We start from the raw sequence: 20,889 nt of genomic DNA on the forward strand, positions 1-20,889 counted from the left end.
TTACGATGGCCCTACTGCAGATCGCCGAACCCGGCCAAAGTCCACAACCGCACCAGCGTCGCCTGGCTGTCGGGATCGACTTGGGTACTACCAATTCCCTGGTCGCTGCCTTGCGCAGCGGTCTTTCCGAGCCGCTGGCCGATGAGCAGGGGCAGGTGATCCTGCCGTCCGCCGTGCGTTATCACGCCGACCGCGTCGAAGTGGGCGAGTCCGCCAAGCTGGCCGCCGCCACCGACCCGCTGAACACCATTGTCTCGGTCAAGCGCTTGATGGGTCGTGGTCTGTCCGACGTCAAGCAATTGGGCGACCAACTGCCGTACCGCTTCGTCGGCGGCGAATCCCACATGCCGTTCATCGAAACCGTGCAGGGCCCGAAAAGCCCGGTCGAGGTTTCCGCCGACATCCTCAAGGTCCTGCGCCAGCGTGCCGAAGCGGCGTTGGGTGGTGAACTGGTGGGCGCGGTCATTACCGTCCCGGCCTATTTCGACGATGCCCAGCGCCAAGCCACCAAGGACGCCGCCAAGCTGGCCGGCCTGAACGTGCTGCGCCTGCTCAACGAGCCGACTGCCGCTGCCGTGGCGTATGGCCTGGACCAGCATGCCGAAGGCCTGGTCGCGATCTACGACCTGGGCGGCGGTACATTCGATATTTCGATCCTGCGCCTGACCGGCGGGGTTTTCGAAGTCCTGGCCACCGGTGGCGACAGCGCCCTGGGCGGCGATGACTTCGACCACGCCATCGCCGGCTGGATCATCGAGCAAGCCGGCTTGTCCGCCGACCTCGACCCGGGTGCGCAACGCCACCTGCTGCAAACCGCCTGCGCCGCCAAGGAAGCCTTGACCGACGCCGCCACCGTTGAAGTCGCTTATGGCGACTGGAAAGCCGCGCTGACCCGCGAAGCCTTCGATGCCCTGATCGAACCCATGGTTGCCCGCAGCCTCAAGGCCTGCCGCCGTGCCGTGCGCGATTCCGGTGTCGAGCTTGAAGATGTGAAAGCCGTGGTCATGGTTGGTGGTTCGACCCGCGTGCCTCGGGTTCGCGAAGCCGTTGCCGAGGCCTTTGGCCGCCAGCCGCTGACCGAAATCGACCCGGACCAGGTGGTCGCCATCGGCGCCGCGATCCAGGCCGATACCCTGGCCGGCAACAAGCGCGACGGCGGCGAACTGCTGTTGCTCGATGTGATTCCGTTGTCCCTGGGCTGGAAACCATGGGCGGCCTGATGGAGAAGGTGATTCCACGCAACACCACCATCCCGGTTGCCCGCGCCCAGGATTTCACCACCTATAAAGACGGCCAGTCGGCCATGATGGTCCACGTGCTGCAAGGCGAGCGTGAACTGATCAGCGACTGCCGTTCCCTGGCCCGCTTCGAGTTGCGCGGCATTCCGCCGATGGTGGCCGGTGCGGCGAAGATCCGCGTGACCTTCCAGGTCGATGCCGACGGTTTGCTCAACGTCTCCGCCCGCGAACTGGCTTCGGGCGTGGAAGCGAGCATCCAGGTCAAGCCGTCCTATGGCCTGACCGACGGCGAAATCGCCAAGATGCTCAAGGATTCCTTCCAGCACGCCAGCGACGACAAGGTGGCGCGTGTGCTGCGCGAGCAACAGGTCGACGCCCAGCGCCTGATCGAAGCCGTGCAAGGTGCCTTGGAAGCTGACGGCGATCGCTTGCTCGACGCTGAAGAGCGCATGGTCATCGAGCTGCAGATGCAGGAATTGTCCGAATTGATCAAAGGCACCGATGGTTATGCCATCGAGCAGCAGACCAAGCGTCTGTCGCAAGTCACCGATGCCTTTGCTGCCCGCCGCCTGGACTCGACGGTGAAAGCCGCCCTGGCGGGGCGCAACCTGAATGAAATCGAGGAATAACTGATGCCGCAGATCATTTTTCTGCCACACGCCGAGCATTGCCCGGACGGTATGGTGGTAGAGGCCGAAACCGGCAAGTCCCTGCTTGAAGTGGCCCATGACAACCACATCGAGATCGAGAGCGCCTGCGGCGGCGTTTGTGCCTGCACCACGTGCCATTGCATCATTCGCGAGGGTTTCGACTCGCTGAATGAGGCCGATGAGCTGGAAGAGGACTATCTTGATCGGGCCTGGGGCCTGGAGCCGACGTCGCGCCTGACCTGTCAGGCCAAGGTCGGCACCGAGGACCTGGTGGTCGAAATCCCGAAATATTCGCTTAACCATGCGGCCGAAGCGCCGCACTGATGGTGACACTGTCATGAGCTATGGTTGGAATGATGTTCAACGCATCGCAGAAGAACTGGCCGAAGCCAAGCCGGACGTGGATCCGCTGGCTGTGAATTTTGTCGATTTGCAGCGCTGGATCATGGAGCTACCCGATTTCGACAATACCTCTGGCCGTTGTGGCGAGAAGGTCTTGGAAGCGGTCCAGACGCTCTGGATCGAAGAAATCGACTGATCGACCTGGCAGGTTAGGCAATACCCCTGAACCCGCGTATAATTCGCGGGTTTAATTTTTCGCAAATTACCGTTTCTGGAGTTACACCATGGCTGTTCAACGTACTTTCTCCATCATCAAGCCTGACGCCGTTGCTAAAAACGTGATCGGCAAGATCGTTACCCGCTTCGAAGACGCTGGCCTGCGCGTTGTAGCTTCGAAAATGAAGCAACTGTCCAAAGCCGAAGCCGAAGGCTTCTACGCTGAGCACAGCGAGCGCGGTTTCTTCGGTGAGCTGGTTGCCTTCATGACTTCCGGTCCGGTTGTCGTTCAGGTGCTGGAAGGCGAAAACGCCATCGCTCGCAACCGTGAGCTGATGGGCGCCACCAACCCTAAAGAAGCTGCTGCCGGCACCATCCGTGCTGACTTCGCCGAGTCCATCGACGCCAACGCCGTCCACGGTTCGGACTCCGAAGCCGCTGCCGCTCGCGAAATCGCTTACTTTTTCTCCGCTACTGAAGTAACCACTCGCTAAGCCCAGGCTTTTGAGTGAAGGTGAATCCATGACTACATCGAACGGCAAAACCAACCTGTTGGGCCTGACCCAGCCGGAAATGGAGAAATTCTTCGACTCGATCGGGGAGAAGCGTTTCCGTGCCGGCCAGGTGATGAAATGGATTCACCACTTTGGCGTCGACGACTTCGACGCCATGACGAATGTCGGCAAGGCCCTGCGTGAAAAGCTCAAGGCTGTTGCCGAGATTCGCGGCCCCGAAGTGGTCAGCCAGGACATTTCCAGCGACGGCACCCGCAAGTGGGTGGTGCGCGTGGCGTCCGGCAGCTGCGTCGAGACCGTCTACATTCCCCAGGGCAAGCGCGGCACCTTGTGCGTTTCGTCCCAGGCAGGCTGTGCCCTGGATTGCAGTTTCTGCTCCACCGGCAAGCAAGGCTTCAATAGCAACCTCACCGCCGCCGAAGTGATCGGCCAGGTGTGGATTGCCAACAAATCCTTTGGCAGCGTCCCGGCGACCGTCGACCGTGCCATCACCAACGTGGTGATGATGGGCATGGGTGAGCCGCTGCTGAACTTCGACAACGTCGTTTCCGCCATGCACCTGATGATGGACGACCTGGGCTACGGCATCTCCAAGCGCCGCGTGACCCTGTCCACCTCTGGCGTGGTGCCGATGATCGATGAGCTGGCCAAGCACATCGACGTCTCCCTGGCGTTGTCGCTGCACGCACCCAATGACGCATTGCGTAACCAATTGGTGCCGATCAACAAGAAGTATCCGCTTAAGATGCTGCTCGAGTCGTGCCAGCGCTACATGTCGTCCCTGGGCGAAAAACGCGTGCTGACCATCGAGTACACGCTGCTCAAGGATGTGAACGACAAGGTCGAGCACGCGGTCGAGATGATCGAGCTGCTCAAGAACATCCCGTGCAAGATCAACCTGATCCCGTTCAACCCGTTCCCGCATTCCGGTTACGAGCGTCCGAGCAACAACGCGATTCGTCGCTTCCAGGATCAGCTTCACCACGCTGGCTTCAACGTCACCGTGCGCACCACCCGCGGCGAAGACATCGACGCCGCCTGTGGCCAATTGGTAGGACAGGTGCTGGATCGCACCCGTCGCAGCGAACGCTACATTGCCGTGCGTGAGTTGAACGCCGCGGACGATGCAGTGCAAAACGCTGCGAACAGTCACTAAGAGAGGAACTCTATGTCCCTGCGCTTCGCGCTCGTTTTGCTGTTGGCCGGCCTTTGTTCCGGTTGTGTCCTGTCGGGTGACTACAACCCGATGAAGACCAGCAAAGGGCGTGACGAGGCACGTGTGGCCTATGTGCAACTGGGCATCGGCTACCTGCAGCAGGGCATGACCGAACGGGCCAAGGTGCCGCTCAAGAAGGCCCTGGAGCTGGACGATTCCGACCCGGATGCCAACGCGGCTCTGGCCCTGGTATTCCAGGCCGAGATGGAGTCGGAACTGGCCGACCAGCATTTTCGCAAGGCGTTGGCCGGCCGGCCCCAGGATGCACGGATCCTGAACAACTACGGCAGCTTTCTTTTCGAGCAGAAACGCTACAAGGAAGCCTACGAGCGCTTCGAGCAGGCTGCCGCCGATACCCTTTACCCTGAGCGTTCGCGGGTTTTCGAGAACCTCGGCATGACGGCCGCGCAGTTGGGCCAGCGTGACCTGGCCCGCCAGCAGCTCGAAAAGGCGCTGCGGCTCAACCGCCAGCAACCGCGGGCGCTGCTGGAAATGGCTGAGTTGTCTTACGAAGACAGGCATTATGTGCCCGCCCGTGACTACTACGAGCGTTTTAGCCTGCTGAGCGAGCAAAATGCACGTAGTCTATTGCTCGGCGTTCGGCTGGCACATGTGTTTGAAGATCGCGACAAAGCTGCGAGTTACGGCTTGCAACTCAAAAGACTCTATCCCGGTACGCCGGAATATCAGCAATACCTGTCGGAGCAATGATGAAAGCGGCGCATCCCGAAGTTGTAGCAGCGACTCGCGTAAATCCCGGTGAGACCCTGCGTCAAGCCCGCGAAAGCAATGGTTGGTCGCTGGCCGAAGTGGCCCTCAAGCTCAATCTTACCGTGGCTTCCCTCGGCAATCTGGAAGCGGGCGCGTTCGACAAGCTGCCCGGGCACACCTTCGCCCGGGGCTACATCCGCGCCTATGCCAAGTTGCTCGGCATGGACCAGACCGTGCTGGTCCAGCAATTCGATCAATACACCGGTTCCGATGCCCAGGGCAGCAACGTGCACAGCCTGGGGCGCATCGAGGAACCGGTTCGCGTTTCCCATACCATTTTGCGAATTGTCAGCCTGTTGCTGCTGATCGCGGTGATCGGTGGCGGTTTTGTCTGGTGGCAGGACCAGGCGTCCTTGCGCAACAAGGAGCCCGTCGCCATGAACCCCGAGCACGTCGAGGTCGAGGGCGCTGACGGCACCACCCAGATCCATCCGCTGGACGAGCCGGAAGACCAGGCTGTCATCGAAGGCCAGACCGAAGGCGAAACCGCCCTGGCGTTGCCACAAAGCCAGGACGACGCCGATGCCCAGGCCGGTGCCGAGCCGGCTGTTCCAGCACCGACCACGCCGACTGCACCGGCTGCCCCGAACACCGGCAGCGCACCGATTGCCACGGCCCCGGCCGCGCCGAGTACGCCAGCACCGACCGCGGCTGCGCCTGCGACCCACGCCGCGCCTACCGCTCCAGTCGCCCCGGCAGCTCCAGCGGCCCCGACCCCGGCGCCAGTCGCGGGTGAAGGCCAGGTGCAGATCCAGTTTGTCGCCGACTGCTGGACGCAGATCACCGACGGCAACGGCAAGGTGCTGTTCAGTGGCCTCAAGCGCAAGGGCGACAGCACTGCCGTCAATGGCAAGCCGCCGTTTGCCGTACGCCTGGGTTATGCCCGTGGCGCACAGGTCAGCTATAACGGCCAGCCGGTCGACATCGCTCCGTTCACCAGTGGCGAGACCGCTCGCCTGAAGTTGGGTCAATAAGTCATGCACGGCGAATCTCCAATCAAGCGTCGCGAATCCCGAAAGATCTGGGTCGGTAACGTGCCCGTGGGCGGCGATGCGCCTATCGCTGTGCAGAGCATGACCAACAGCGACACCAATGACGTGGCCGCCACGGTCGCGCAGATCAACCGCCTGGAAGCCGCCGGTGTCGACATCGTGCGCGTTTCCGTGCCGGACATGGACGCCGCCGAGGCGTTCGGCAAGATCAAGCAACTGGTCAAGGTGCCTTTGGTCGCCGACATTCACTTCGACTACCGCATCGCCCTGCGCGTGGCCGAGTTGGGCGTCGATTGCCTGCGTATCAACCCGGGCAACATCGGTCGCGAAGACCGTGTACGTGCCGTGGTGGATGCGGCCCGCGACCGGGGCATCCCGATCCGTATCGGTGTGAACGCCGGTTCCCTGGAAAAAGACCTGCAAAAGAAATACGGCGAACCGACCCCAGCGGCGCTGGTGGAATCCGCCCTGCGCCATGTCGAGCACCTTGAGCGCCTGAACTTCCAGGACTTCAAGGTCAGCGTGAAGGCGTCCGACGTGTTCATGGCCGTCGAAGCCTACCGCCTGCTGGCCAAGGAAATCGTCCAGCCGCTGCACCTGGGCATCACCGAAGCCGGTGGGTTGCGTTCGGGCACGGTGAAATCCGCCGTCGGCCTCGGTATGCTGCTCGCCGAAGGGATTGGCGATACTATCCGCATCTCGTTGGCGGCTGACCCGGTCGAGGAAGTGAAAGTCGGCTACGACATTCTCAAGTCCCTGCACCTGCGTTCCCGTGGCATCAACTTCATCGCCTGCCCGAGCTGCTCGCGGCAGAACTTCGATGTGGTCAAGACCATGAACGAACTGGAAGGGCGCCTCGAAGACCTGCTGGTGCCACTGGATGTCGCGGTGATCGGTTGCGTGGTCAACGGGCCGGGCGAAGCCAAGGAGGCCCATATCGGCCTGACTGGCGGTACACCGAACCTGATTTACATCGACGGCAAGCCGTCGCAGAAACTGACGAATGACAATCTGGTGGATGAGCTGGAACGGCTGATTCGCCAGAAAGCGGCCGAAAAGGTCGAAGCCGACGCTGCAGTGATTGCGCGTGGTTGAGTCGAACGAATTTAAGGATTACCTGTGAGCAAGTCTCTGCAAGCCATTCGTGGCATGAACGACATCCTGCCCGAGCAGACGCCCCTGTGGCGCTATTTCGAGGGCACCGTGGCGCGCCTGCTGGATAACTACGGTTACCGGCAGATCCGCATGCCGATCGTCGAGTTCACCGAGCTGTTCAAGCGCTCCATCGGTGAAGTGACCGACATCGTCGAAAAAGAGATGTACACCTTCGACGACCGCAACGGCGATTCCCTGACCCTGCGCCCCGAAGGCACTGCGGCCTGCGTACGTGCGGTGCTCGAACATGGCATCACCGGCGGCGGCCAGGTGCAGAAGCTCTGGTACGTCGGCCCGATGTTCCGTCACGAGCGTCCGCAGAAAGGCCGTTATCGCCAGTTCCACCAGATTGGCCTGGAAGTGTTCAACCTCGAAGGTCCGGACATCGATGCCGAGCTGATCGTCATGACCTGGCGCCTGTGGGGCGAGCTGGGGCTGCGTGACGCGGTCAAGCTCGAGCTCAACAGTCTGGGCACCAGTGAGTCCCGTGGCCGCTACCGTGAAGCGTTGGTGGAGTTTCTTTCCGCGCACCTGGACAAGCTCGATGAAGACAGCCAGCGCCGTCTGAAGACCAATCCACTGCGCGTGCTCGACACCAAGAATGCCGACACCCAGGCGGTCCTGGTCGACGCGCCGAAAATGGCCGACTACCTCGACGACGAATCCCGTGCGCACTTCGAAGGGCTGAAGGCGCGCCTGGACGCCGTGGGCATTCCCTACGTGATCAACCCCAAGTTGGTTCGCGGCCTGGATTACTACAGCAAGACGGTCTTCGAGTGGGTCACCGACAAACTCGGCGCCCAAGGCACCGTATGTGCCGGCGGCCGCTACGACGGGCTGGTGGAGCAGATGGGCGGCAAGCCGACCCCGGGCGTGGGCTTTGCCATGGGCATCGAGCGCCTGGTGCTGATGCTGGAAGCCTTGGACAAGGTGCCTGAAGAACTGTCCCGTCAGGTCGACGTCTACCTGTGCGCCTTTGGCGAGGCCGCCGAACTGGCCGCCTTGTCGTTGAGCGAGCGGATCCGCGACCAGTTGCCCAACCTGCGCTTGCAGATCAACGCCGGCGCCGGCAGCTTCAAGAGCCAATTCAAGAAGGCCGACAAGAGCGGTGCGCTGTATGCACTGATCCTCGGTGACGACGAACTGGCCCAACAAGTGGTAGGTTTCAAACCCCTGCGTGGCCAGGGCGAACAACAAAGCATTGCCTGGGATGCGCTTGCTGCACACCTGGCCACCTGCGTCGTGCAGGGTTGAAGCTGTCAAACAGCCGATTTAGCGATTAAGGAGTATTGGGGTGTCGAGTACCGAAGATGAACAGCTGGCGGATTTGAAGGACTGGTGGACGCGCAACGGCAAGCCGCTGGTCACTGGCGGCCTGTTGGCGCTGGTCATCGTGTTCGGCTGGCAGGCCTACCAAAAATACCAGAGCAACCAGTCGCAAGGCGCCTCGGTGCTCTACCAGCAATTGCTGGAAACCACCCTGACCCCGGACGGCAAGCCTGACGCGGCCCGCGTGGCGGACCTGGCCGGCAAGCTGGACAAGGAATTCGGCGGCACTGCCTACGCGCAGTACGGTCGCCTGTTCGTGGCCAAGGTAGCGGTGGACAGCGGCAAGTTGGACGACGCGGCCACCGAGCTCAAAGGTATCGTCGACAAACCGGCCAACCCGACCCTGGGCGAAGTGGCGCGTCAGCGCCTGGCGCAGGTGCTGGCGGCCCAGAACAAGGCCGAAGACGCCTTGAAGCTGCTCGACGGCGATGCCGACAAGGCGTTCCTGGCGACCCGCGAAGAACTCAAGGGCGACCTGCTGGTACAGCTGGGCCGTGCCGATGAGGCCCATGCGGCCTACCAAAAAGCCAAGGCTGCGCTGTCGGATGAAGCCGCAGTCGGTGGCCTGCAAATCAAGCTGGACGACCTGGCCAAAGGGGATGCGTGACGTGATCCAGTGGAAACATGCAGCATTGCTGGCCCTGGCCATTCTGGCCGCGGGTTGCAGCAGCAACAGCAAGAAAGAACTGCCGCCAGCCGAACTGACCGACTTCAAAGAAGAAGTCGTGCTGCAGAAGCAGTGGAGCCGCTCCATCGGCGATGGCCAGGGTGAAACCTACAACATGCTGGTGCCGGCCATCGATGGCGACACCATCTATGCCGGCGACGTCACGGGCGTGGTCATGGCCATGGACCGCAGCAATGGCGACGTCAAATGGGAGAAAGATCTTGAACTGCCCGTTTCCGGCGCCGTTGGCGTGGGTTACGGCCTGGTCATGATCGGCACGCTCAAGGGCGAGATCGTCGCCCTGGACGCGAGCAGCGGTGAAGAGAAATGGCGCGCCCGCGTGACCAGCGAAGTGCTCGCACCGCCAGCCACCAACGGTGACGTGGTGGTGATCCAGACCCAGGACGACCGCCTGATCGGCCTGGATGCCGCCACCGGCAACCAGCGCTGGTTGTATGACAGCACCCCGGCGGTACTGACCCTGCGCGGCACCAGCGCGCCGATCGTCACCAACCGCCTGGCGGTGGCTGGCTTGTCGACCGGTAAAGTGGTGGCCCTGGATGTTTCCAACGGCGTGCCGGTCTGGGAGCAGCGCGTGGCGATCCCGCAAGGTCGTTCGGAACTGGAGCGCGTGGTCGACATCGACGGCGGCTTGCTGCTGTCCGGCGGTACGCTGTACGTCGCCAGCTACCAGGGCCGCGTGGCGGCACTGGACCTGGAAAGCGGTCGTCCGTTGTGGCAGCGCGATGCGTCCAGCTACGCCGGTGTCGCCCAGGGCTTTGGCAGCGTCTACGTGAGCCTGTCCTCGGGCACCGTCGAAGGCGTTGACGAGCGTTCCACCACCGCCTTGTGGAGCAACGACTCCCTGGCCCGTCGTCAACTGTCGGCCCCGGAAGTGTTCTCCAGCTACGTCGCAGTGGGTGACCTGGAAGGTTACCTGCACCTGCTCAGCCAGGTGGACGGTCGTTTCGTCGGCCGTGAGCGCATCGACAGCGACGGCCTGCGTGCCCGTCCGCTGGTGGTGGGCAACATGATCTATGTGTATGGCAACAGCGGCAAACTGGAAGCCCTGACCATCAAGTAAGACTATGCTTGGGGCTAGATCTCAAGCGGCCCGTCCTTTGTGGGAGCGGGCTTGCTCGCGAATACGGTGTATCAGAAGAAAATTTGTTAACTGACACACCGCTTTCGCGAGCAAGCCCGCTCCTACAGGACTGCCTCCGAGCACCAGCCGCTGCCTCGCAGCGGCTTTTGTATTTTCTGAAATAACGAAGTGGAGAGCCGCATGGTTCCCGTAATCGCCCTGGTGGGCCGACCGAACGTCGGCAAGTCCACCTTGTTCAACCGCCTGACCAGGACTCGCGACGCCATTGTCGGCGACTTGTCCGGTCTGACCCGTGATCGCCAATACGGTGAGGCCAAGTGGCAAGGGCGTACCTATATTCTGGTCGACACCGGCGGCATCTCCGGTGATGAACACGGCATGGACGAAAAAATGGCCGAGCAGTCGCTGCTCGCCATTGAAGAAGCCGATGTGGTGCTGTTCCTGGTAGACGCCAAGGCTGGTTTTACCGCCGCCGACCAGATGATCGCCGAGCATTTGCGCAAGCGTAACAAGCGTTCCTACGTGGTCGCCAACAAGGTCGACAACATCGACCCGGACATGGCCCGCGCCGAGTTCGCACCGTTGGGCATGGGCCAGGCGATCCCGATCGCCGGCGCCCACGGTCGTGGCATCACCCAGATGCTGGAAATCGCCCTGGAGAGTTTCCCCAAGGACGACGCGGAAGAGCCGGAAGAGGGCGAGGAAGAGATCGTTGCCGAGGGCGAGGAAGCCAAGCGCATTCCGGGCCCGAGCGAAAAAGACGGGATCAAGATCGCGATCATCGGCCGTCCCAACGTGGGCAAGTCGACGCTGGTCAACCGCATGCTCGGTGAAGACCGGGTCATCGTCTACGACCAGCCTGGCACCACCCGTGACAGCATCTACATTCCCTTCGAGCGTAACGAAGAGAAGTACACGCTGATCGACACCGCCGGTGTGCGCAAGCGCGGCAAGATCCACGAAGAAGTTGAAAAATTCTCCGTGGTCAAGACCTTGCAGGCGATCAAAGACGCCAACGTGGTGATCTTCGTGATGGACGCCCGCGAAGGCGTGGTCGATCACGACCTGAACCTGCTGGGCTTCGCCCTGGAAGCCGGGCGTGCGCTGGTCATCGCGATCAACAAGTGGGACGGCATGACGCCGAGCGAGCGGGATTTCGTCAAGGTCGAATTGCAGCGCCGGCTGTTCTTCGTCGACTTCGCCGACATCCACTTCATCTCGGCCCTGCACGGCACGGGCGTGGGCAACCTCTACGCTTCGGTGCAGAACTCGTTCAAGTCGGCGGTCACCCGCTGGCCGACCAACCGCCTGACCCAGATCCTCGAAGATGCGGTAGGCGAGCACGCGCCACCGATGGTCAACAACCGTCGGATCAAGCTGCGCTATGCCCACTTGGGTGGTGCCAACCCGCCGATTATCGTGATCCACGGTAACCAGATCGAGAAGGTGCCCAAGTCGTACGTCCGTTACCTGGAAAACACCTATCGCCGCGTCCTGAAGCTGGTCGGCACGCCGATCCGCATCGAGTTCAAGGGCGGTGAGAACCCGTACGAAGGCAACAAGAACACGCTCACCGACCGCCAGGTCAACAAGAAGCGCCGCTTGATGTCGCACCACAAGAAGGCCGACAAGAAGCGCCGCGACAAGCGTTGATCGATAGTCACCGCAGATCCACTGTGGGAGCGAGCTTGCTCGCGATAGCGGCAGTACATCAACAGGGATGCAGGCTGATCCACCGCCATCGCGAGCAAGCTCGCTCCCACAGGGTATGAGTTGTTTCAGTGTGAGAAGGGTGCCCTTTGTGGCACCCTTTTTCATGCCCGGCGATTGGGCTATCCTCGAGCTCTCCCGCGCCGTACCAGAGCCGGGTGCAGAGCAGGGACCCTCCATGATCACCAGCAAGTTGCCGAACGTCGGCATCACGATTTTCACCCAGATGTCCCAGCTCGCCGCGCAGACGGGTGCGCTGAACCTGTCCCAGGGCTTTCCCGATTTCGATGGCCCGCAGGCCCTGCGCGATGCGGTTGGCCGGCATATTGCTCAAGGCCATAACCAGTACTCACCGATGACCGGCCTGCCGGCGCTGCGCCAGCAGATCGCGGCGAAGATCGCCCGCAGCTACGGCGCCAACGTCGATGCCGATCAAGAGGTCACCGTGACCCCTGGCGCGACCCAGGCGATTTTCTGTGCCATCGCGGCGGTGGTCCACAGCGGTGACGAAGTGATCGTTTTCGACCCTAGCTATGACAGCTACGAGCCTTCCGTTCTATTGGCCGGTGGGCGCTGCATACACGTGCCATTGGGCCTGGATGACTTCGCCATCGACTTCGAGAAGCTCGGCGAAGCCCTGAGCCCGCGCACGCGCATGATCATCCTCAACTCGCCGCACAACCCCAGCGGCGCCCTGATCAGCCGCGCCGAACTCGATCAATTGGCGACGCTGATTCGCGACCGTGACATCTACCTGGTCAGCGATGAGGTCTACGAACACCTGGTGTTCGACGGCGTCGCCCACGCCAGTGTCCTGGCCCACGAAGAACTGTACCGCCGCGCCTTCGTGGTCAGCTCGTTCGGCAAGACCTACCACGTCACTGGCTGGAAAACCGGCTACGTGGTGGCCCCAGCGGCCCTGACGGCAGAGCTGCGCAAGGTGCACCAGTACGTCAGTTTCTGCGGCGTGACGCCGTTGCAGTACGCCCTGGCCGACTACATGGCCGAACATCCGGAACACGTCGACGAACTGCCGGACTTCTACCAGGCCAAGCGCGACCTGTTCTGCGATCTGCTGGCCCCGTCACGGTTCAGCTTCAAGCGCGTGACCGGCACTTATTTCCAGTTGGTGGATTATTCGCGGATTCGCCCGGATCTGAATGACGTCGACATGGCGGTGTGGATGACCCGCGAGCATGGCGTGGCGACGATTCCGATCTCGGTGTTCTACCAGGACCCACCCCAAGGCCAGCGCCTGGTGCGCCTGTGCTTTGCCAAACGCGAGGAGACGCTGCGCGAAGCGGCGGAAAAACTATGCGTGATTTGAGCGCGTTGCCAGACCTCGACATTGCCCTGGTCCAGACCACCCTGGCCTGGCACGACCGCGAGGCCAACCTGGAGCATTTCGAAGCGCTGCTCGAGCAGGCGCGCGGGGCTGACCTGATCATCCTTCCGGAAATGTTCACCACGGGTTTTTCCATGGAGTCCGAGACCCTGGCGGAGCCGGAAAACGGCCCCACCCGCCGTTGGCTCAAGGACCAGGCGAAGAAACTGGATGCTGTCATCACCGGGAGCGTGATCGTCCAGGCCGGCGACGGCAGCCATCGCAATCGCCTGCTGTGGGCGCGACCGGACGGTGAAGTGCTGCATTACGACAAGCGCCATCTGTTTCGCATGGCCGGCGAGCACAACCACTACACGCCGGGCGAGCGACAGGTGCTGTTCGAACTCAAGGGCTGGCGGATTCGCCCGTTGATTTGCTACGACCTGCGCTTTCCGGTGTGGAGCCGCGACGCCGAGGACACCGACCTTTTGCTGTACACCGCCAACTGGCCCGGAGCGCGGCGTATGCACTGGAATCGGCTGCTGCCGGCCCGGGCGATCGAGAACCTGTGCTACGTGGCGGCGGTCAACCGCGTTGGCACCGACGGCAAGGGCTTCGCCTACACCGGTGACAGCCAGGTGCTGGATTTCCAGGGTGAAACCTTGCTCAGCGCCGGCGACGCGGATGGCGTGTTCACCGTGTGTTTGAATGCGGCGGACCTGGCGGCGTATCGCACGCGGTTCCCGGCGAATCTGGATGCCGATCGCTTCGAATTCACGAATTGAAACGATTCAGCCTCAAGGAACGGTGTTGCGTGCCGATAACCGGTCAGCCAAGGAGAAGTCCCTATGACCAGCATCAGCGCAACCACCGTAAACCCTTATCCGTTGTCAGCCCCTAAAGTCTCCATCCGCGGGACTGAAGAAGAGAAAGCGGTCAGTCCAGTGACATCGACTGACGCCGACGACAAGGACAAGACCCTGCAGGTCGATACCCGCGGCGCGAATGTCGCCGGCGCTCCCGCCAGCGGCGGTGTGGGCATCATTGAGCAACTGAAAAAGCAGATCGAGCAGGCCGAAAAACTGCTGGCTCAGCAGCAAGCTCAGTTGGCCCGCGTGCAGAAGAGCCAGGCCAACGAAGAGCAGAAGGCCCAGCAGGCCATGGCCATCCAGACCCAGATCATGGGTACCCAGGCAATGCTGCAAACCTTGCGGGCGTCGTTGTTGCAGGCCATGACCGTTTCTGTCGATACCCATGCCTGACAGTTTGGTTGTCTGACAGGCCGTCATCGCGAGCAAGCTCGCTCCCACAGTGGATCTGTGGCTACCATAAATCCACTGTGGGAGCGAGCTTGCTCGCGATGAGGCCAGTACAGTCAGCACCCAACCATCAGCCAAACAAAAAGGCCCCAAGGTTCACACCCCGGGGCCTTTTTGCATTTCAGCCCAGGAATCAGGCTGCCTTGGCTTCCGGCTGGCTCAGCGACCGGTTCAGCGCACTGAACAGCGCCTTGAAGCTCGCCGTGGTGATGTTCTCATCGATACCCACGCCGTGCACCGCACGCTCGCCGTTGACTCGCAGTTCGATGTAGGCCGCCGCCTTGGCATTGGTGCCGGCGCCGATGGCGTGTTCGTTGTAGTCCATGATCTCCACCGGAATCGGCAGGCCGGCCACCAGCGCTTCCAGGGCGCCGTTGCCCTTGCCGCGCCAGTGCAGGTTGGTCTCGCCCTGGCCCTTGCTCGCCACTTCCACCTCTACGGCGCTGTTGCCGTTCTCTTCCTGCAGGCGATGGCTGACCAGCGCGTACGGGGTGTTGGCTTGCAGGTATTCACGCTGCAGCAGGCCGTGGATCTGCTGGGCGGTCATTTCCAGGCCCAGGCGATCGGTTTCGCGCTGTACCACCTGGCTGAACTCGATCTGCATGCGACGCGGCAGGCTGATGCCGTATTCCTGTTCCAGCAGGTAAGCGATACCGCCTTTGCCCGACTGGCTGTTGACGCGAATCACCGCCTCGTAGCTGCGACCGATGTCGGCCGGGTCGATCGGCAGGTACGGCACTTCCCACAGGGTGTCCGGTTTCTGCTGGGCGAAGCCCTTGCGGATGGCGTCCTGGTGCGAGCCGGAGAACGCGGTGTGGACCAGGTCGCCGACGTACGGATGACGCGGGTGCACCGGGATCTGGTTGCATTCCTCGACCACTTTGCGCACGCCGTCGATGTCGGAGAAGTCCAGCTCCGGGTTGATGCCCTGGGTGTAGAGGTTCAGCGCCACGGTCACCAGGTCGACGTTACCGGTGCGTTCGCCGTTACCGAACAGGCAGCCTTCGACACGGTCGGCGCCGGCCATCAGGCCCAGCTCGGTGGCGGCCACGCCGGTGCCACGGTCGTTGTGGGTGTGCAGGCTGATGAGCACGCTGTCACGCCGGGTGATGTTGCGGTGGAACCACTCGATCTGGTCGGCGTAGATGTTCGGGGTGGCGACTTCCACGGTAGCGGGCAGGTTGAGGATCACCTTGCGCTCGGGCGTCGGGTTCCAGACTTCGATCACCGCGTCGCAGACTTCCTTGGCGAACTCCAGCTCAGTGGCGCTGAAGGTTTCTGGCGAGTATTCGAACTGCCATTGGGTTTCCGGCTGCTGGGCGGCGTATTTGACGAACAGCTTGGCCGCGTTCACCGCGATTTCCTTCACGCCTTCCTTGTCCTGGTTGAACACGATGCGGCGGAACGACGGGCAGGTGGCGTTGTACAGGTGGACGATGGCTTTTTTCGCACCGCGCAGGGATTCGAACGTACGGGCGATCAAGTCTTCACGGGCCTGGGTCAGCACCTGGATGGTGGTGTCGTCCGGGATGTGGCCTTCTTCGATGAGGGTGCGCACGAAGTCGAAGTCGGTCTGGGAAGCGGCCGGGAACGATGCCTCGATTTCCTTCACGCCCACCGCGACCAGGGTTTTCCAGAAGCGCAGCTTCTTGACCGCGTCCATCGGCTCGATCAGCGACTGGTTGCCGTCGCGCAGGTCGGAGCTGCACCAGATCGGCGCGGCGGTGATGGTCTTCGACGGCCAAGTGCGATCCGGCAGGTTGATGGTCGGGAAGGCGCGGTATTTGGAAGACGGGTCTTTGAGCATGCTCATGGGGAAATCCTTATTGTCGTGGCCGGAAAAAGGCGGCCTGCCGGTGGTTCGAATGGGGTGGCTTGAAGCCTGGACGAGGTGCCGCGATTCAGCCCGGCAGTCGTGCGCTGACGAGGCACAGGCTGCGGTGCTGGCGAAGCTGGATGAGGGTGTGAGAGGTTTTCATGCTCCAACCCTAACCGCGTGAACGGCGGATCGCAAGCAGTCGGAAAAAATTGAGAGAAGTTTTGCTTTGGGGAGGTTTAGCGAGATTTAATCGCGAGTTCTTCGGAAATTTGTAGTTTTATTGCGTCGATGTTTGTGGCTCGGCAATTCAGGGAGAGACGGTGCTGCTGCTGGCCCCATCGCGAGCAAGCTCGGCTCCCACAGGGTAGCTCGGTACTTCTGAAATAGTGCTGAACCTGTGGAAGTAGGTACTTTTAAGAACAGCGTCGTCCCTGTGGGAGCCGAGCTTGCTCGCGATGAGGCCAGTCGCCTCAGCACACATCTCAGGGCTGGAACGCCCCGATGAAAATCGCCGGATCCACCCGCGCATCGTTCAGGCTGATATTCCAGTGCATATGCGGCCCGGTCGCGCGGCCGGTGGCGCCGACCTTGCCCACCACGGTGCCTCGGGCCAATTGCTGGCCGACCTTCACGTCGATCTTCGACATGTGGCAGAACATGCTGATGAAACCCTGGCCGTGGTCGACGAACACCGTATTGCCATTGAAGAAGTAATTGCCGGTGAGGATCACCTTGCCCGCGGCCGGGGTCTTGATCGGTGTACCGGCGGGCACGGCGAAGTCCAGGCCGGCGTGGGGGTTGCGCTCTTCGCCGTTGAAGAAACGACGCACGCCGAACTTGCTCGACAGCGGGCCGTTGACCGGTTTGTCCAGCAACAGGTTGCTGGGGATGTTCGGACTGAAGCTGCGGTAGGCCTTCAGTTGCACCGCCAGCTCGGCGTCGATGCGCTTGAGGTCCGCCGGGTTCGGGTTGACCTGGCGTTTATTCTTCAGGGTGATGTGTTGCTCGGGGTACTTTTTGTAGCCGACCACAAACGGCTGGGTGCCGCCGCCACTGCTGATCTGTTGGGTGCCGGGTTGGACCGTCAGCGGGATGCCGACAATCGCCAGCCAGTTGTCCTGTTCCTTGACCACCAGCACCGGCTTGCCCTGGTAAGTGGCTTTGGGGGCCTGGGCCGCGCTGCCCAGGTCCACCACAGCCACGCCGCCGGGCACTGGCTTGTTCAACAAGCGAGTGATGTAACTGTCGGCGTGGGCGTTGAAGGTCAGGCACAGCAAGAACAATGGGGCGAGATATCGCGGCATGAATCAGTCCAGTAAAGAAAGGGTGACTGGCGTCAGGTGATTGTCTTCGACCCGCACCAGCAGTTCACCTTCGCCGAGCTTGGCGGTCAGGCGCTGGCCGGTCTGGGTTTGCCCGGCGCTGCGGATCGCATGGCCGCGTTCGTCGAGCAAGATGCTGTAGCCGCGGCCGAGGGTCGCCAGGGGGCTGACGATGTGCAGCGTCTGCATCTGGTTGTGCAATTGCACGCGGCGCGCCTTGAGGCCTTCACGCATGGCCCGGGGCAGGCGTTCGGCCAGGCTGTCCAGGCGCTGGCGCAACATGGCCAACTGTCGGCCCGGGTGTTGCCCGGCGAGGCGGGTTTCCAGGCGGATCAGCCGCTCGCGGCGGGTATTGAGGTTGCGTTCGAAGGCCCGGCGCAGGCGCATGTCCAGGTCGTCGAGGCGCTGGGCTTGCTGGCGCAGGCGCTCACCGGGATGACGCAGGCGCCGGGTGAGGCCTTCGAGGCGCAATTGATCGCGCATCAGCCGGTCGCGCATGCGCATCACCAGCCGGCGATGCAGGCTTTCGACCCGGCGCACCAGGTCGCCGGCATCCGGCGCCAGCAGTTCGGCGGCGGCGGACGGGGTCGGGGCGCGAACGTCGGCGACGAAATCGCTGATGGACACGTCGGTTTCATGGCCGACGGCGCTGACGATTGGCGTGACGCAGGCATCCACCGCCCGGGCCACGGCTTCTTCGTTGAAGCACCATAGGTCTTCCAGCGAGCCGCCGCCCCGGGCCAGGATCAGCGCATCGAAGCCACGGGCGTCCGCCAGTTTCAGGGCACGGACGATTTGCCCGGTGGCTTCGCGGCCTTGCACGGCGGTGGGAATCAGGGTCAGGGATATCTGCGGCGCCCGGCGGCGGAACACGCTGATGATGTCGCGGATCACCGCACCCGTGGGCGAACTGATGATGCCGATGCGTTGCGGATGGGCCGGCAACGGCACCTTGCGCTCGGCGCTGAACAGGCCCTCGGCGCTGAGTTTTTCCTTCAGGGCATCGAAGGCCAGGCGCAAGGCGCCATCGCCGGCCGGCTCCACGGTGTCGAGGATCAACTGATAATCGCCACGGCCTTCGAACAGCGAAACCTTGCCGCGGACCTTCACCGCCAGCCCGTCCTTCAAGGCCTGGCGCACCCGCGCGGCATTCTGCCGGAACAGCGCGCAACGTACCTGGGCACCGCTGTCCTTGAGGGTGAAGTACACATGGCCGGAGGCCGGACGGGCAAGGTTGGAAATCTCGCCCTCGACCCAGATGTTGCTGAACACGTCTTCGAGCAACACCCGCGCACGGCCGTTGAGCTGGCTGACAGTCAGGACCTCACGGTCCAGGCCCAGTCGGGCAAAGGGATCTTTAATCATGGGCGGCATGATAAGGGCATTCGCTGGTGAATCTCCATGTGTGGAAACAAATCGGACCGAGTTGTCTTCATCGCGAGCAAGCTCGCTCCCACAGGGATCTTGGGTGGTCGCAAGCTTTGTGAGCACCAGGGATCCATTTGTGGGAGCGAGCTTGCTCGCGATAGTGGTGGAGCTGTCACCACAAATGCTGGATATGCCCCGACACATCTGGCTAAAGTCGCCGCTTCGTCATCAAGGAAGTGCCGGATGAATCTTCTGTCGTGGTTGGGCCAGTGGGCATTTGCCCCCCTGGAATGGCTGGCGATCGGCTCGGCCATCGCCCTGGCCTACATCGTGTTCGGCATCGCCGGGTTCGGCACGGCGCTGGTGGCCGCGCCCATCCTGCTGCTGTTCATGCCCTTGTCGAAGATCATCCCGCTGCTGGTCCTGCTGGATTTTGTCGCGGCCTTCGGCAACCTGTTGCCATCGCGTCGGGACGTGTCCCGGCCGGAGCTGCTGCGGTTGCTGCCGTGCATGGCACTAGGGTGCACCCTGGGGGTGATTTTCCTGCTCAATCTCAAGTCCGACCTGTTGTTGCTGTTGATGGGGCTGTTTATCAGCAGCTATGCCATCTATAGCCTGTTGATAAAAACCCGGCCGACGCAGCTGTCATCGCGGTGGGCGTTTCCGATGGGCACGGTGGGCGGGATGTTCGGGGCGTTGTTTGGCAGTGGCGGCTTTTTATATGCCATCTACTTGAATAGCCGCCTGCCCAAGGACCCGGCCCGGGCCACGCAAAGTGCCTTGATCAGTTGCAGCACGGTGGTGCGCTTGAGCCTGTTTATCGTCGCCGGTGTGTATGCCGAGCTACCCTTGTTGGTACTGGCGTTGTGTTTGTTGCCGGCCATGGCGCTGGGGCTGTGGGTGGGTCGTCGCCTGACCATGAGGTTGTCGCGCGAGGCGTTCGTGCGCTTGGTGACCTGGCTGGTGCTCGCCAGCGGCATTGCCTTGATCGGGCGTTACCTGAGTGCTTGACCTGGCTCGGCCAGGGATTAAGCTGCCGGCCTTTATTCGCCCCCATGGGAACCTCCAGGCCTCGTCATGAATTCGCAAAGCATCATCGTCCCGAAAATTTCCACCCTGCCGGTCCACGAGCCCCGGGCCCGGGCGATCGTGCGCTGGCTGGTGCGCAAAAATATCGTCGAAGAACAACTGACCACCTGCGGGCGCACCGGCAATCGCATGGCCCACGCCATCGCCCCCGGCGCACGGGCGGTGGTCCTGCACCCCGATGCCTTGCCGTTCGGCGAAGCGATCAATGGCCTGGAGATCATCACCAAGCGCTGCATCTATACGCCAGCCAAGGGCTTTCTCGAAGAAGCCGGTTGCGCCGAGTGCCGCAAGGAAGTCGGCGAAGCGTTGTTCGAAAGCCTGGAAGACTGGATGCCAGCGCGCACCGACAACTTCACCTGCCCCGAATGCGGTCATGAAGATGACATCAATGGTTTTCTGTTCCTGCAGCCGTGCGGCTTTTCCAACCTGGGGTTCATTTTCAACAACTGGCTGGAGGCGGGGTTCAAGCAGGACTTTCTCGATGAGTTCGCCGATTGGCTCGATCAGCCGGTGAGTTGGGTGAGGGTGGAGTTGTAGGTGAGGAGGCATGCGGTCCCGTGGCGAGGGAGCTTGCTCCCGCTCGGTTGCGCAGCAACCGCCAAAAGCCGGGGCCGCTTCGCAGCCCAGCGGGAGCAAGCTCCCTCGCCACAGGGGTTCTGTGTTGTATGAGAGTGTGGTGGTTTTGCCCCGTCAATCAGCCCGCCAATAATAGACAGAGTTTTACATTGAGCCAGACGGGGTC

General features: G+C 62.2%; 19 protein-coding genes and 1 pseudogene. 17 read left to right on the forward strand and 3 right to left on the reverse strand.

All coding sequences use genetic code 11. From position 1 onward, the window contains the following. Nucleotides 1–5: 5 nt before the first annotated feature. From hscA to ACZ5M5_RS05495, 15 genes and pseudogenes are all read left to right on the forward strand, one after another. Nucleotides 6–1,867: pseudogene (hscA, locus tag ACZ5M5_RS05425) on the forward strand (Fe-S protein assembly chaperone HscA). A 3-nt stretch (nt 1,868–1,870) separates the two neighbouring features. Further along, nucleotides 1,871–2,212, forward strand: coding sequence for an ISC system 2Fe-2S type ferredoxin (gene fdx / locus ACZ5M5_RS05430; protein ID WP_042727996.1), 342 nt, complete (start codon nt 1,871–1,873; stop codon nt 2,210–2,212). 13 nt (nt 2,213–2,225) lie between these two features. Continuing rightward, entirely contained in the window at nt 2,226–2,426 is a 201-nt protein-coding gene (gene iscX / locus ACZ5M5_RS05435) for a Fe-S cluster assembly protein IscX (protein ID WP_060739091.1), read from the forward strand. Between the two features lie 88 nt (nt 2,427–2,514). After that, nucleotides 2,515–2,940, forward strand: coding sequence for a nucleoside-diphosphate kinase (ndk, locus tag ACZ5M5_RS05440; RefSeq protein ID WP_042727994.1), 426 nt, complete (start codon nt 2,515–2,517; stop codon nt 2,938–2,940). 28 nt (nt 2,941–2,968) lie between these two features. Next, a complete protein-coding gene (gene rlmN, locus ACZ5M5_RS05445; protein WP_053118626.1) occupies nt 2,969–4,117 on the forward strand; it encodes a dual-specificity RNA methyltransferase RlmN in 1,149 nt (382 codons plus the stop codon). A gap of 12 nt (nt 4,118–4,129) precedes the next feature. Further along, nucleotides 4,130–4,888 carry a type IV pilus biogenesis/stability protein PilW gene (gene pilW / locus ACZ5M5_RS05450; RefSeq protein ID WP_060739090.1) on the forward strand — a complete coding sequence of 253 codons (759 nt, stop codon included), beginning with the start codon at nt 4,130–4,132 and terminating at the stop codon, nt 4,886–4,888. After that, nucleotides 4,888–5,922, forward strand: coding sequence for a RodZ domain-containing protein (locus ACZ5M5_RS05455; protein WP_103309424.1), 1,035 nt, complete (start codon nt 4,888–4,890; stop codon nt 5,920–5,922). The genes pilW and ACZ5M5_RS05455 overlap by 1 nt, the downstream gene beginning before the upstream one ends. A 3-nt stretch (nt 5,923–5,925) precedes the next feature. Beyond that, on the forward strand, nt 5,926–7,035 hold the full coding sequence (gene ispG, locus ACZ5M5_RS05460) for a flavodoxin-dependent (E)-4-hydroxy-3-methylbut-2-enyl-diphosphate synthase (RefSeq protein WP_003185136.1): 1,110 nt from the start codon (nt 5,926–5,928) through the stop codon (nt 7,033–7,035). Between the two features lie 24 nt (nt 7,036–7,059). After that, nucleotides 7,060–8,349 (forward strand): histidine--tRNA ligase, encoded by a 1,290-nt coding sequence (hisS, locus tag ACZ5M5_RS05465; protein ID WP_025212010.1) that lies wholly within the window; start codon nt 7,060–7,062, stop codon nt 8,347–8,349. A gap of 40 nt (nt 8,350–8,389) precedes the next feature. Then, nucleotides 8,390–9,031: a YfgM family protein gene (locus tag ACZ5M5_RS05470; RefSeq protein ID WP_003198017.1), complete on the forward strand. Its 642-nt coding sequence runs from the start codon at nt 8,390–8,392 to the stop codon at nt 9,029–9,031. Then, nucleotides 9,024–10,175 (forward strand): outer membrane protein assembly factor BamB, encoded by a 1,152-nt coding sequence (gene bamB, locus ACZ5M5_RS05475; RefSeq protein WP_060739088.1) that lies wholly within the window; start codon nt 9,024–9,026, stop codon nt 10,173–10,175. The genes ACZ5M5_RS05470 and bamB overlap by 8 nt, the downstream gene beginning before the upstream one ends. Nucleotides 10,176–10,376: 201 nt before the next feature. Next, nucleotides 10,377–11,849: a ribosome biogenesis GTPase Der gene (gene der / locus ACZ5M5_RS05480; RefSeq protein WP_053118638.1), complete on the forward strand. Its 1,473-nt coding sequence runs from the start codon at nt 10,377–10,379 to the stop codon at nt 11,847–11,849. A 235-nt stretch (nt 11,850–12,084) separates the two neighbouring features. Then, a complete protein-coding gene (locus ACZ5M5_RS05485) occupies nt 12,085–13,233 on the forward strand; it encodes a pyridoxal phosphate-dependent aminotransferase (protein ID WP_103307927.1) in 1,149 nt (382 codons plus the stop codon). Continuing rightward, the gene (locus ACZ5M5_RS05490; protein ID WP_464738747.1) at nt 13,221–14,015 is read left to right on the forward strand and encodes an amidohydrolase; all 795 of its coding nucleotides are present in this window, start codon (nt 13,221–13,223) and stop codon (nt 14,013–14,015) included. The genes ACZ5M5_RS05485 and ACZ5M5_RS05490 overlap by 13 nt, the downstream gene beginning before the upstream one ends. Before the next feature lie 63 nt (nt 14,016–14,078). Continuing rightward, nucleotides 14,079–14,492 (forward strand): hypothetical protein, encoded by a 414-nt coding sequence (locus ACZ5M5_RS05495; RefSeq protein ID WP_464738748.1) that lies wholly within the window; start codon nt 14,079–14,081, stop codon nt 14,490–14,492. A gap of 190 nt (nt 14,493–14,682) precedes the next feature. Here ACZ5M5_RS05495 and leuA read toward each other — a convergent pair whose 3' ends face one another. From leuA to xseA, 3 genes are all read right to left on the reverse strand, one after another. Further along, nucleotides 14,683–16,362 carry a 2-isopropylmalate synthase gene (gene leuA, locus ACZ5M5_RS05500; RefSeq protein WP_060739084.1) on the reverse strand — a complete coding sequence of 560 codons (1,680 nt, stop codon included), beginning with the start codon at nt 16,360–16,362 and terminating at the stop codon, nt 14,683–14,685. Nucleotides 16,363–16,850: 488 nt separating this feature from the next. Beyond that, on the reverse strand, nt 16,851–17,672 hold the full coding sequence (locus tag ACZ5M5_RS05505) for a peptidoglycan DD-metalloendopeptidase family protein (protein WP_060739083.1): 822 nt from the start codon (nt 17,670–17,672) through the stop codon (nt 16,851–16,853). Nucleotides 17,673–17,675: 3 nt separating this feature from the next. Further along, on the reverse strand, nt 17,676–19,055 hold the full coding sequence (gene xseA, locus ACZ5M5_RS05510) for an exodeoxyribonuclease VII large subunit (RefSeq protein WP_060739082.1): 1,380 nt from the start codon (nt 19,053–19,055) through the stop codon (nt 17,676–17,678). A 246-nt stretch (nt 19,056–19,301) separates the two neighbouring features. Here xseA and ACZ5M5_RS05515 point away from each other — a divergent pair, with 246 nt between their 5' ends. After that, nucleotides 19,302–20,069: a sulfite exporter TauE/SafE family protein gene (locus ACZ5M5_RS05515; RefSeq protein WP_060739081.1), complete on the forward strand. Its 768-nt coding sequence runs from the start codon at nt 19,302–19,304 to the stop codon at nt 20,067–20,069. A 66-nt stretch (nt 20,070–20,135) separates the two neighbouring features. Beyond that, the gene (locus ACZ5M5_RS05520) at nt 20,136–20,684 is read left to right on the forward strand and encodes a sugar ABC transporter ATPase (protein WP_103307923.1); all 549 of its coding nucleotides are present in this window, start codon (nt 20,136–20,138) and stop codon (nt 20,682–20,684) included. Nucleotides 20,685–20,889: the final 205 nt, after the last annotated feature.

It is taken from the genome of Pseudomonas sp. Van50 (genome assembly GCF_055390755.1).